Below are 11,745 nucleotides of genomic sequence, written 5' to 3' on the forward strand. Positions count from 1 at the left end.
GGCCCTGTCCCTCACCGCGGTCAGGCCGCCAGACCGGCCACACCGCCCGCGGCCTCGACCGCGAGGCGGAGCAGCTGCCCCGGCGTCTGCGCCTCCTGAACGGCCTCGTCCCCCATGCTGAAACCGTACTCGCGCTCCAGCGCGCCGACGGTCTCGAGAACCGCGATCGAGTCGTAACCCAACTCACTGAAGGTCACGTCCGCGATGTCCCCGTCCAGGTCGATGCCGTCCCCCGCCCCTGCGGCGGCGCGCAGGGCGCGGACGATGTCCTGAAGGGTGATGAACTCCTGTGCTGTCATGGCTTTTCCTCCGGTGAATTGTCGGAACTGGCCCTCCGGCGCGGAGGGAGGTTCACTGGTGCGGGGTGCGGCGAGCGACCGGGGCGCGCAGCACCATCGCAGAGTTGAAGCCGCCGTACCCACGGGCCAGGGCGAGCGCGGTGCGGGTGGGCACGGCGCGCGGTTCCCTGGTCACCAGGTCGATGCGGTGGGCCGGGTCGGGCAGGGCCACGTTTACCGTCGGCGGAATCACGCCGTCCCGGAAGCCGAGCAACGCGGTGGCCAGGTCGAGCGGCCCGCCGCCCGAGTACAGCCGCCCGGTCATCGTCTTGGGGGCGGTGACCGGGACGCCGTGCGGGCCGAAGACCTCGCAGAGCGCCGCGGCCTCGGCGGCGTCCTTGTCGGGAAGGCCGGCCGCGTCGGCGTACACCACGTCGATGTCACCGGGCGTGCATCCGGCGTCGGCGAGGGCCCCTAGGATCGCCGCCCGCAGGGCGGGGCCGCGGGAGCTGCCGGGGGGCGGGTCGAAGGTGGCGGCGTGCCCGGCGACCGACCCGTACGGGCGTGCTCCCCTGGCGCGGGCCGACTCCTCCGGTTCGAGGACGAGGATGGCCCCGCCCTCCCCCGCCACATAGCCGTTCGCGGTGTCGGCGAAGGGGGTGAAGGCACGGGCCGGGTCCTCCGAGGTGCTGAGCAGCCCGGTGGCGATCTGCGCGGTCCACCCCCACGGGCACAGCGCCGAGTCCACGCCACCGGTGACCATCAGGGAGGCTCCGCCGCGCAGTTGCCTGCGGGCGTGCGCCACCGCGTCGAGTCCGCCGGCCTGGTCGGCGACGAGAACCCCGCTCGGGCCGCGCATACCGTTGCGGATGGAGATCTGGCCGGTGTTGACAGCGTAGAACCAGGCGAAGGACTGGTAGGCACTGACGTACTCGTTGCCCTTGCTCCACAGGTTCTCCAGCTCGCGCTGGCCGAACTCGAAGCCTCCGGAGGCGCTCGCAGTGACCACGCCCGCGCCGAAGGTGTGCAGTTCCTCGGGGCCCGCCCCCGCGTCGAGGATCGCCAGGTCCGCGGCGGTCAGCGCGAGCCGGGTCATGTGGTCGGTCTGCGGCAGGAGCCGGTCGGGCAGGTGTGCGGCCGGGTCGAAGCCGGTGACCTCGCCGGCCAGCCGGGAGGGGTACTGCGCGGGGTCGAAGCGGGTGAGGCGGCGGATGCCGCTCTCCCCGCGCAGGGTCGCCGCCCAGTACTCCTCGGTGCCGAGGCCGTTGGGGGCGACCACACCGACGCCGGTGACGACCGTCGTGAATGCGGTGCCGCTCACTGAGCGAGTCCTCCTCTCTCGGTGCCGTTGCCGGTCAGGACCACGGCGCTCTGGAACCCTCCGAAGCCGCTGCCGGTGCTGAGCACCGAACGGACCGGCGTCTCGCGCGCGGCCAGCGGCACATGGTCGAGGTCGCAACTCGGGTCGGGGTCATGGAGGTTGGCGGTGGGCGGTACAAGGCCGTGACGCATCGCCAGCAGGCAGGCGGCCACCTCCAGGGAACCGATCGCGCCCAGCGAGTGACCGATCATCGACTTGATCGAGCTGACCGGTGTGGTCCGCGCGTGCGCGCCGAGGCTCGCCTTGATGGCGGCCGTCTCGTGCAGGTCGTTCTGCTTGGTCCCGGATCCGTGCGCGTTGACGTAGTCGAGTTTCCCGGGTTCGACCCGGGCCTGGGCGAGTGCCGCGGTGACGGCCTGGGCCAGTTCGGCGCCGTCGGAGCGCAGTCCGGTCATGTGGTAGGCGTTGCTGCGGGTCGCGAAGCCGGCCACCTCCGCGTGGATGTGCGCGCCGCGGCGCAGTGCGTGCTCCAACTCCTCGAAGACGAAAACGGCCGCGCCCTCTCCGAGGACGAAGCCGTTGCGGCTCCGGTCGAACGGGCGGGAGGCGTGGGCCGGATCGTCGTTGCGCGGTGAGGTCGCCCGGATCGCGTCGAAGCAGGCCAGGGTGATGGGTGAGATCGGGGCGTCGGTGGCGCCGCCGACCACGACGTCCGCGGAACCCTCCCGGATCAGCGCGGCGGCGTGGCCGACCGCGTCCAGACCGGACGTACAGCCGGTGGACACGGTGTTGACCGGTCCCTCCGCGCCGACCCGCCAGGCGACCTCGGCGGCGACCGAGCTGGGCACCAGGTAGTCGTAGAGGTGGGGTACGCCGTAGCGGTGGTCGGTGAGGGTCTTGCGGCCGCCGTCACTGACGACGACGTACTCCTCCTCCAAGCTGGTGGTGCAACCGACCGCGGTGCCGATGGACACGCCCGTGCGGTGCGGGGGCAGGTCCGCGAAGAGCAGACCGCTGTCGGCCACAGCCTCGTCGGCGGCGACGGCCGCAAACTGCGCGGAGCGGTCCATCCGTCGGATCTCCTGCGGGGTCAGTCCCGCCTCCTCCGGGTGGAAGTCGCACTCGGCGGCGATCCGCGACCGGTACCGGGAGGCGTCGAAGGAGCTGATCGCGCGGGTGGCGGTGCGGCCGTTCGCCAGCACGTCCCAGTAAGCCTTTGCGCCGATTCCGCCTGGAGCGACGACCCCCAGCCCCGTGATGACGACTCGTCGAGTCATCCGTACTCCTCCCGTTGCTACCCGTCGTTGGTGCTTCGACGGTGGCACCGGGTCATGGAGCCGGGCTGGAGAGACACTGCACGCCGTTTCCCGCCCACTGCTCTCCACGGGACGGCGAGCGAGCCTCCAGTACGCCGCCCTACGGTCCGGTGAGGCTCGCAGACCACCCATGGAGGCTACGCATGCGGACCATCCGCTACCACAACTACGGGGACCCCGAGATCCTCGCTGTCGAGGAGGCCCCGGTGCCTTCCCCCGGCCCCGGACAGGTCCTGATCAAGTCCGAGGCGATCGGCGTGAACTTCGTCGAGACGCAGCGCCGCAGGGGCACCGGACCGTTTCCGCCGCCGCTGCCGGCCACCCCGAACGGCGATGTCGTCGGACGGGTCGAGAAGGTGGGCGCCGAGGTGACCACCGTCGCCGTCGGCGACCGTGTGGCGGCGCCCGTGATGGGCGGCGCTTACGCGGACTTCGTCCTGGCGGACGCCACGTTCCTGGCCCCGTTGCCGGACGGTCTCGACGCGGCCCAGGCCAGCATTCTGGCCTCCCCCGCGCAGACCGCGCTGTGCGTGCTGAAGACGGCGCGCATCCAGCCCGGTGACACCGTGCTCGTGCACGCGGCGGCCGGGGCGATCGGGCACCTGATGACGCAGCTGGTCCGCCACTACGGGGCGGGCCGGGTGATCGGTACGGTCGGTTCGCCCGCGAAGGCCGCGTTCGCGCGTGAGCACGGCACCGATGTCGTCGTGGACTACAGCACGGACGGCTGGACCGACGAGGTCCTCAAGGCCACCGACGGCGAGGGCACCGACGTCATCCTCGACAGTGTCGGCGGCGACATCCTGCTCTCGGGCCTGGACGTGCTCAAGCCGTTCGGCCGGCTCGTCTTCTACGGCGCCTCCGGCGGCACCCTGCCCCAGATCCCGGCGATGCGACTGATCCCGATGAAGCACGTCGTGGGCTGCGGCCTCGACCAGTGGTGGCAGCACCGCCCGGACGACATCCGGACCGGTCTGCAGGAGCTGATCGGCCATGTCACCGAGGGCCGGCTGAAGGTGCACGTGCACGCCGAACTGCCGCTCACCGAGGCCGCCGCCGCCCACCGGATCATCGAGGACCGCGCCCAGCTCGGCCGCATCCTGCTCCGGCCGTGACCCGGCCGGCCACCGACGTCCGTACTTCAAACGGAAGGACCATCATGCCCGAAACGGTTCAGCGCCTCGCTCTGGTCACCGGTGCCACCAGCGGCATCGGACTGGCGGTCGCGCGCGGCCTCGGCCAGGACGGCCACCGGGTGTTCCTGTGTGCCCGGACGCAGGACAACGTCGACGCCACCGTCAAGACACTGCTCGACGAGGGGATCGACGCCGACGGCGTCGCCGCGGACGTGCGGGACCCCGCGTCGGTGCACGACTTCGTCCGTACCGCCGCCGAACGCCACGGCCCCGTCGGGGTCCTGGTCAACAACGCCGGCCGCAGCGGCGGCGGGGTCACCGCCGACATCGCCGACGAACTGTGGCTCGACGTCATGGCCACCAACCTCAACAGCGTCTTCTGGGCGACCCGCGAGGTGCTCGGCACCGGCGGGATGCGGGAGAGAGGCCGCGGCCGCATCATCAATATCGCGTCCACCGGTGGCAAGCAGGGTGTGGTGCTCGGCGCGCCGTACTCGGCGTCGAAGCACGGAGTGGTCGGCTTCACCAAGGCAGTGGGCCTGGAGCTGGCGAAGACCGGGATCACCGTGAACGCCGTGTGCCCCGGCTATGTCGAGACCCCGATGGCCGAACGGGTCCGACAGGGCTACGCCGCCGCCTGGGACACCACGGTCGACGACGTGCAGGAGCGTTTCAACGCCAAGATCCCGCTGGGCCGTTACTCCACGCCGGAGGAGGTAGCGGGCCTGGTCCGCTACCTGGCCGGCGGCGTCGCGGCCTCCATCACCGCGCAGGCGCTCAACGTCTGCGGCGGACTCGGCAGCTACTGACCGCGCCGAAGTCGAGGAGCGAGAGGACAAGCAGCAGATGTCAGCAGCAGTGGAGCACCACACCGAACACACCGTCCTGATCGACGCGCCGCCGTCCGAGGTCTACGCGGTGATCGCCGATGTGACCCGATGGCCGGCGGCGTTCACCCCGACCGTGCACGCGGAGGTGCTGGAGAGCACCTCGCACGACGACGGTACGAGCGAGGAACTGATCCATCTGTGGGCGCAGGCCAACGGCGAGGTGAAGGACTGGACCTCGCGCCGCACCCTCGATCCGCAGAACCTGCGGATCGGCTTCCGGCAGCGGCTCAGCGCCCACCCGGTGGCGGCGATGGGAGGTGACTGGTTCGTCGAGCCGTCCGGTGACGGTGGCACGCTCGTACGTCTCACCCATGACTACCGCGCCGTGGACGACTCCCCGGAGCACCAGCGGTGGATCGCGCGGGCCGTCGAGAACAACAGCACGGCCGAGCTCGCCCGTCTCAAGGACGTCGTGGAGAACGCCGTGTCGGGCGGCGAGCCCGTGACCTTCTCGTTCGAGGACTCGGTCACGGTGGCCGGCTCGGTCGCCGACCTGTTCGCCTTCGTGGACCGGGCGGACGCCTGGCAGGAGCGCCTTCCGCACGTGGCCCGGGTCGACTTCACCGAGCAGCCGGGCGGGGTGCAGGTCCTTGAGATGGACACCCGGGCGCCGGACGGCTCGATCCACACCACCCGTTCGGTCCGGCTGAGCTTCGCCCCGGACTTCATCGTCTACAAGCAGCTGGTCCTGCCCGGGCTGCTGGCCGCGCACACCGGCCGGTGGACGTTCACCGAGGCCGGCGGCGGTGTGGTCGCGACGTCCCGGCACACGGTGACGGTCAGGCCCGAGAAGGTGACCACCGTGCTCGGCGCGGACAGCACGCTCGCCGACGCCAAGGCGTACGTCCGCAAGGCGCTGGGCACCAACAGCCTGGCCACGCTGGGTCTGGCCAAGACGTACGCGGAGTCCCGTGCCGCCCTGGTGGAGGCGTCATGACCGCGCCCGTGCGGACGGACGCGCCCGTGGAGACCGCCAGGCCGCTGCGGCCCGCGTCGCTGGAGATCCAGGCCGAGGTCCAGGACTTCTACGCCCGGCAGATGCGGCTGCTCGACGAGGGCCGGGCCGAGGAGTGGGCCGAGACCTTCACCGAGGACGGCGTCTTCGAGCAGAACGTCAAACCGGAGCCCTGGCGTGGCCGCGCGGAGATCGTGGCGCGGATGCGAGCCGGTCTGGACCGGCTCNGCTCGCGGCACGCCCGGTGACCCGGCGCCACTGGCTGGGGATGCTGATCGTGGACGAGGGTGAGGAGCCCGGCACCTGGCGCTGCCGGTTCTACGCCCTGGTGTTCGAGATCCCCGACGGCGGCGATCCACGGCCGCACCTGAGCGCTCCCGGCGAGGACCTGCTGGTACGCGGGGAGGACGGCCGACTGCGGATACGCCATCGCCTGGTGGAGCACGACGGAGCGGTGTGACGCACGACGGCGTGACGCACGGCGGTACAGCAACGGCGCCCCGGTAGCGGCACTCCGAAAGCGGCGGTTCCCAGAGCGACACCCCCCGGCCGGCCTCAGGCGAGGCAGGTCAGGGGGCGTCCGCCGTTGAGTGTCACCATCTCGTGGAACACCGGAGCCGAGGGAAGGTACGCCCCTTCGGGAGCACCCTCCAGTTCGGCGCACGCCCGGCGCAGGTTCGCCACCAGGCGCTCGGGGTCGCGCAGTTCCGCGAACTCGCCGTAGCCCGCGTCACGGGCGGCGGTCAGCGGGTCCGTACCGCGTCGTACGCAGTACGCGGCGAGGTCGAGGACCCGAGCGAGATATGCCTCGGTCAGCTCGAACACCTCCGGCCCGCACACCGGTCCGTGACCGCAGACGATCCTGCGGGCCCCCAGTGCGCGCAGCCGGCCGACGGCCCGCACAAGCCCCCGCACGGAGCCCATCAGGGCGAACGGGGTGCAGTCCGACATCAGCAGGTCGCCAGCGAACAGCACCCCGGCGTCGGGCAGCCACACCGCGGTGTCATTGGTGGTGTGGGCCATGCCCGGGTGCAGCAGCTCGGCGGTCCGGCCCTCACCGAGGTGCACGGACAGGGACTCGGTGTAGGTGAGGTCCGGCAGGACGACGCTGAGGTCGCCCCAGTTCGCGTCGGGCCACACATGGGTCAGAGCGAGTCCGCGCTCCGCCATCTCGGCGCGGGTCCGCTCATGCGAGACGACGACCGCACCGTCCGAGAACACGAGGTTCCCGTGGGTGTGGTCGCCGTGGTGGTGGGTGTTGACGACGGTCCGTACGGGCAGCGGGGTCAGGCCGCGCACGCTGTCGCGCAGCCGTTCCGCCCGGGCCCGGGTGGCCGCCGTGTCGACGAGGAGAACGGAACGGTCGCCGACGACGACACCCGCGTTGTTCAGGCACCAGCCGCCATCGGGCTGGACCCACGCGTGCACGCCGTCGGCGACCCGCTCCAGGCCAAGGTCAGGCATGGACTGCCGGCAAACCCTCTTGAACGACCTCGCACACATGCGGGTCACCCTTGATGATCGGCAGCAGCTGCTCGAACTGGGCGCGGAACTCGGGCGTCTTGAGGGCGTCCTGGAACGCCTTCTCGGACTCCCATTCCGCGATGTTGAAGTAGACGTCCGCCTCCTTGGTGGAGCGCACGAGCCGGAATCGGATGAGGCCCGGGCGGGCGCTCATTATTTTCCCGATCTCCGCGTAGATCCTTTCGAACTCTGAGGGCTCCCCGATCATCGTGAGGCGGTTCATGAAAACAACCACAGAAGTAACTCCCATCCGGAGGGTGTCCGACCCTGAAAACGTTAGGAGCAACCACTGGAAGGCCAAGTGAGAACGCATGGAAAAGATCTCGTCACTCCCTATGCGCGAGTACGCCTCCATCGCTCTTCACCTGGGATTTCATTGAGTCTCCCGATAAATTCGGCCGGCCGGTACGTCCGGTGGCGCCAAGCGCCGTGGCCAAAGCATTAGTTCGACCGTGGACATCTGTCCGAGCAGATTGCTAGCGTCTTGGTCGTTCTCGGATGCACCGGACATCATCTTCCTGAGGAGACCTCGTGAAATTCGGAGTTCTCGGTCCTGTCGTCATGAATGACGGCGGAGTTTCGCATCTTCCATCCGCGCCGAAGACGCGCCAACTCCTTGCACTACTGCTGCTCAACGCGAATACGCCCGTACCGGCCTCGATATGCATCGAGGAGCTGTGGGGGACGCGGGCGCCGCGCAGTGCGGTACAGACACTGCACACCTATGTGCTGCACATCCGGCGGGCGCTGGCCGGCTGTCCTTCGGTCACGACTCCCGAACAGCCGAAGCAGATCCTCGTCACCAAACACCAGGGCTACCTGATCAGCGTCGAGCCAGGCAGCCTCGATCTGCACCACTACGAGCGGCACATGAGCGACGCCCGCGCCGCCCAGGCGTCCGGCGACGACCAGCGGCTGGCCACCGCGCTGCGCGCCGCTCTCGCGGTGTGGCGGGGACCGACGCTGGTCGACGTGCCGGCCGGGCCGCGCCTGGAGGCGCGGATCGCGGGCCTGGAGGAGACCAGGCTGACCACGTTCGAGCGCTGTGTCGAGGCGGAGTTGCGCCTCGGTCTGCATCACGGGCTGCTCGGCGAGCTGCGTGCGCTGACGGCCGACCACCCGACGCACGAGAACCTACACGCCCAGTACATGCTGGCGCTGTACCGGTCGGGACGCGTGGCACAGGCCCTGGACGTCTACCACACGCTCCGCGAGAAGCTCAACGACGAGCTGGGCCTTGAGCCCTCGCCCCGGCTGCGCCATCTGCAGACGGCGATACTCGCCGCCAATCCGGCGCTCAGCGTGGAGACCACCCGTGACGCGGCCCTCTCGCTCGACCTCCTCGACCCCCACGGGGCCTCGGAGAGCCTGGAAGCGGTACGGCGGTGACCGCCCGGGCACAGCACGCCACGCCCGGCTCTGCGTACGCCGAGGCCCTGGCCGGGGTGCCCCCCTTCAGCGGTCTGCGGATCACCGGCGCCGAGCGGCCCACGGCCACCGGCTTCGCCGGACTGACCTTGTTCGTGACGACTGAGCAACCCGACGGCACCGAGCGGAAGTTCGTGGTCAAGGCGGCACCGTGGGACACCCGGGTCTACCCCGAGCCGCGGATCGCCGAACAGTACGAGCTGCTGCGCGTCCTCGGCCGGGACACCGACGTCCCGGTCCCGGCCGTCCACCACTGCGAACCCTCCGCGCGCCTGCTCGGTGGTCCGTTCTTCGTCATGGACCTGATCCCCGGTCAGGTCCCTTCGGACTTCCCCTCGTACCACCGGCAGGGCTGGATCGCCGAGCTGCCGGCCGAGGACCGAGCCCGCCTGTGGTGGGCGTCGATGGATGCGATGAGCCAGGTGCACCGGGTCGACGCCCGCCGGCTCGGCCTCGGTTTCGTGGCGCCGCCGGACGGCGGACCGCCCGGGACCACCCAACAACTCGACTACTACGAACGGCACATGGAGTTCTTCGGCTGCGCCGGTGACCCCGTGCTCTCGTCGGCGCTGTCCTGGCTGCGCGCACACCTGCCCGCGGAACCCGGCCCGCCGGGACTGCTGTGGGGCGACGCAAGGCTCGGCAACATCGTCTACGGGGAGGACCTGCGGCCCGCGGTACTGCTCGACTGGGAGATGACGGGGCTCGGGCCCGCCGAGGTCGACCTCGGATGGTTCCTGTGGATGGACCGGTTCCTGAGCGAAGGCATCGGCGCCGGACGGCTCGCGGGACTGCCCGGGCACGAGGAGACCGTGCAGCGCTACGGCGAACTCATCGGCCGCCCCCTCGCCCCTCTTCCCTACTACGAGATCCTCGCCGGCTTCCGCTTCGCGCTCGTCACCAGCCGAGTGGAGCGGATCGTGCTGGCCGCGCGGGTGATGCCGCCCGGTGTTCCCCTCGCCCTGCACGCCAACGCCAAGGCACAACTAGGGCGGGCGCTGGCCCGGATCACCGGCTCCTCCTGACCGCGGCCATCCGCCCTCGACCTGCGCTCCAGACGCCCCTGACACGCTGAACGGGTTCAGTCCTTGTCCAGATCTCAGGCCACACCTCTGGGGGCGAGCGTCCATGCCTGTCGAACCCGAACAGTTCCGGAGAATCTTCGGAGCACTCTCCAGTTCCGTCGCCGTGATCACCACGGCGGGCACTGACGGCCCGAAGGGGTTCACCTGCACCGCGGTGACCGCGGTGTCGAAGAACCCGCCCCTGCTGCTCGTGTGCGCCGACAGCGAATCCCACACCCTGCCGGCCATCCTCGGCTCGAAGGGCTTCGCGGTCAACTTCCTCGCCGCGGGCCGCGGCGCGCTGGCCGACCGCTTCGCCTCCTCCGACGAACGCAAGTTCACCGGGACGGCCTGGACCCCGTCACCGCACGCCTGTGGCGCCCCGGTCCTCACCGGGGACACCGTGGCGGTCGCCGAGTGCCGGCTGCGCACCGCCGATCTCGTGGGCGACCACTGGATCCTCGTCGGCAGCATCGAGCACGGCAGTCACATACCGGACGCCGCGCCCCTGACGTACTACCGCCGGACGTACGACACCCCGTCCGCGCACCGACTCGTCACCACCCCCTAGGCCCCGGAGAAGCCATGAAGTTCGGAATCAACCTCTTCCCCACCACCGGGCCCGCCGACAAGAGCGCGGTCGACCACTTCGACGACGCGCTGCGCCTGGCTGTTCTCGCCGAGGAACTGGGCTTCCACCATGTGAAGACGGTCGAGCACTACTTCTTCGACTACGGCGGTTACAGCCCCGACCCGGTGACCTTCCTCGCCGCCGCGGCCGCCCGCACCCGGCGCATCCGGCTGATCACCGGTGCGGTGATCCCCGCCTTCACCCATCCGGTGAAGCTGGCCGGGCAGCTGGCGATGCTGGACAACCTCTCGCACGGCCGGCTCGATGTGGGCTTCGCCCGCGGCTTCCTGCCGGACGAGTTCGCCGCTTTCGAGATACCGATGGACGAGAGCCGTGAGCGCTTCGAGGAGGGCGTGGAGGCGTGCGAGCGCCTCTGGGCGGGCGAGGACGTGGTCTTCAGCGGCCGCTTCCACCGATTCGGCCCGATCACCCTCCTGCCGCGCCCGGCTCAGCGCCCGTATCCGAAGGTGCTGGTCGCCGCGTCGATCACCCCGGAGTCCTGCGAGGCCGCGGGCAGGGCCGGACGCGGGCTGATGCTGGTGCCCTCGATCAACAAGCCCGAGCGCACCCGCGAGATGATCGACCTGTACTGGCGGTCCCGCGCGGAGGCAGGCCACGACCCGGCCGCTGGCGAGGTCCACCTCAGCTACAGCAGCTATCTGCACGAGGACGCGGCCACCGCCCGGGAACGCGGCCGCGGCTACTCGGCCTACACCAACGCCAAGATGGTGGAGGCGGTGTCCGCCTGGGCCCACACCCGCAGCGGCGACTACGACGGGTACCAGCGCATCGTGGCCAAGGTGAACAGCGCCGACTTCGACAAGCAGGTCGACGAGGGCAAGGCGCTGGTCGGCTCGCCCGAGCAGGTGCGGGCGCAGGTGCGGCAGATCCGGGAGTGGTACGGCGACTGCACGGTCAGCCTTCAGGTGATCTCGGGCAACATGCCGTACGAGGAGTCGGCGCGCACCATGCGGCTGTTCACGCAGGAGGTGATGCCGGAGTTCACCGGGCCGGAGCTCGGCGACGCGGATGCCACGGCCTCCATGACCGCCACTGCCTCCTCGGCCTCGACGCCCGGCGCGGTGCTCACCGGCTGAGCGAGGCCCGCGGGTCTCCGGCCATGCCGGCGGCGAGCGTGGCGCCGTCGGCCGGGTCGATCAGCAGAAAGGCCCCGGTGCCGCGGGAGCGGGCGTACGGATCCA

General features: G+C 70.6%; 13 protein-coding genes. 8 read left to right on the top strand and 5 right to left on the bottom strand.

Annotation, left to right across the window (positions count from 1 at the left end; translation table 11 throughout):
* Positions 1–20: 20 nt before the first annotated feature.
* Genes RH94_RS10455 through RH94_RS10465 form a run of 3 tightly spaced genes read right to left on the bottom strand, consistent with a single transcriptional unit; the run spans position 21 to position 2,876 of the window.
* Entirely contained in the window at positions 21–299 is a 279-nt protein-coding gene (locus RH94_RS10455) for an acyl carrier protein (RefSeq protein ID WP_073947342.1), read from the bottom strand.
* Between the two features lie 52 nt (positions 300–351).
* Positions 352–1,599, bottom strand: coding sequence for a ketosynthase chain-length factor (locus RH94_RS10460; RefSeq protein WP_073947343.1), 1,248 nt, complete (start codon positions 1,597–1,599; stop codon positions 352–354).
* Positions 1,596–2,876: a beta-ketoacyl-[acyl-carrier-protein] synthase family protein gene (locus RH94_RS10465; RefSeq protein WP_073947344.1), complete on the bottom strand. Its 1,281-nt coding sequence runs from the start codon at positions 2,874–2,876 to the stop codon at positions 1,596–1,598. The genes RH94_RS10460 and RH94_RS10465 overlap by 4 nt, the downstream gene beginning before the upstream one ends.
* Positions 2,877–3,058: 182 nt before the next feature.
* On the opposite strand from RH94_RS10465, the gene RH94_RS10470 reads away from it, so the two are divergent.
* The 4 genes from RH94_RS10470 to RH94_RS42975 form a co-directional block, all read left to right on the top strand.
* On the top strand, positions 3,059–4,030 hold the full coding sequence (locus RH94_RS10470; RefSeq protein ID WP_073947345.1) for a quinone oxidoreductase family protein: 972 nt from the start codon (positions 3,059–3,061) through the stop codon (positions 4,028–4,030).
* A 44-nt stretch (positions 4,031–4,074) separates the two neighbouring features.
* Positions 4,075–4,860, top strand: coding sequence for an SDR family NAD(P)-dependent oxidoreductase (locus RH94_RS10475; protein WP_073947346.1), 786 nt, complete (start codon positions 4,075–4,077; stop codon positions 4,858–4,860).
* Between the two features lie 37 nt (positions 4,861–4,897).
* Positions 4,898–5,878, top strand: a complete 981-nt coding sequence (locus tag RH94_RS10480; protein WP_073947347.1) for an aromatase/cyclase — start codon at positions 4,898–4,900, stop codon at positions 5,876–5,878.
* Positions 5,875–6,123 (top strand): nuclear transport factor 2 family protein (locus RH94_RS42975; RefSeq protein ID WP_234425673.1); only part of this gene is annotated, 249 nt, incomplete at its 3' end. The genes RH94_RS10480 and RH94_RS42975, both read left to right, overlap by 4 nt.
* A gap of 328 nt (positions 6,124–6,451) precedes the next feature.
* Here the strand turns inward: RH94_RS42975 and RH94_RS10490 are convergent.
* Positions 6,452–7,360 (bottom strand): MBL fold metallo-hydrolase, encoded by a 909-nt coding sequence (locus tag RH94_RS10490; RefSeq protein ID WP_073947348.1) that lies wholly within the window; start codon positions 7,358–7,360, stop codon positions 6,452–6,454.
* Complete coding sequence (locus RH94_RS10495; protein ID WP_234425674.1) at positions 7,353–7,775, bottom strand: antibiotic biosynthesis monooxygenase family protein; 423 nt, start codon at positions 7,773–7,775, stop codon at positions 7,353–7,355. Before RH94_RS10495 ends, RH94_RS10490 begins: the two co-directional genes overlap by 8 nt.
* A 176-nt stretch (positions 7,776–7,951) precedes the next feature.
* Between RH94_RS10495 and RH94_RS10500 the strand changes: the two genes are divergently transcribed.
* The 4 genes from RH94_RS10500 (at position 7,952) to RH94_RS10515 (ending at position 11,640) form a co-directional block, all read left to right on the top strand.
* On the top strand, positions 7,952–8,809 hold the full coding sequence (locus tag RH94_RS10500) for an AfsR/SARP family transcriptional regulator (RefSeq protein WP_073947349.1): 858 nt from the start codon (positions 7,952–7,954) through the stop codon (positions 8,807–8,809).
* On the top strand, positions 8,806–9,873 hold the full coding sequence (locus RH94_RS10505; protein ID WP_073947350.1) for a phosphotransferase family protein: 1,068 nt from the start codon (positions 8,806–8,808) through the stop codon (positions 9,871–9,873). Before RH94_RS10500 ends, RH94_RS10505 begins: the two co-directional genes overlap by 4 nt.
* Before the next feature lie 103 nt (positions 9,874–9,976).
* Positions 9,977–10,483 (top strand): flavin reductase family protein, encoded by a 507-nt coding sequence (locus tag RH94_RS10510; protein WP_073947351.1) that lies wholly within the window; start codon positions 9,977–9,979, stop codon positions 10,481–10,483.
* Between the two features lie 14 nt (positions 10,484–10,497).
* Positions 10,498–11,640, top strand: a complete 1,143-nt coding sequence (locus tag RH94_RS10515) for an LLM class flavin-dependent oxidoreductase (RefSeq protein WP_073947352.1) — start codon at positions 10,498–10,500, stop codon at positions 11,638–11,640.
* Positions 11,641–11,745 lie beyond the last annotated feature (105 nt).

The organism is Streptomyces kebangsaanensis (assembly GCF_001906585.1).
Lineage (GTDB): Bacteria > Actinomycetota > Actinomycetes > Streptomycetales > Streptomycetaceae > Streptomyces > Streptomyces kebangsaanensis.

Bases quoted from the DNA above. Each gene is read 5' to 3' on its own strand.
- RH94_RS10475 (WP_073947346.1), top strand. From the start codon at position 4,075: ATGCCCGAAACGGTTCAGCGCCTCGCTCTGGTCACCGGTGCCACCAGC.
- RH94_RS10490 (WP_073947348.1), bottom strand. From the start codon at position 7,360: ATGCCTGACCTTGGCCTGGAGCGGGTCGCCGACGGCGTGCACGCGTGG.
- RH94_RS10510 (WP_073947351.1), top strand. From the start codon at position 9,977: ATGCCTGTCGAACCCGAACAGTTCCGGAGAATCTTCGGAGCACTCTCC.
- RH94_RS10465 (WP_073947344.1), bottom strand. From the start codon at position 2,876: ATGACTCGACGAGTCGTCATCACGGGGCTGGGGGTCGTCGCTCCAGGC.
- RH94_RS10515 (WP_073947352.1), top strand. From the start codon at position 10,498: ATGAAGTTCGGAATCAACCTCTTCCCCACCACCGGGCCCGCCGACAAG.
- RH94_RS10495 (WP_234425674.1), bottom strand. From the start codon at position 7,775: ATGGAGGCGTACTCGCGCATAGGGAGTGACGAGATCTTTTCCATGCGT.
- RH94_RS10470 (WP_073947345.1), top strand. From the start codon at position 3,059: ATGCGGACCATCCGCTACCACAACTACGGGGACCCCGAGATCCTCGCT.
- RH94_RS10455 (WP_073947342.1), bottom strand. From the start codon at position 299: ATGACAGCACAGGAGTTCATCACCCTTCAGGACATCGTCCGCGCCCTG.
- RH94_RS10480 (WP_073947347.1), top strand. From the start codon at position 4,898: ATGTCAGCAGCAGTGGAGCACCACACCGAACACACCGTCCTGATCGAC.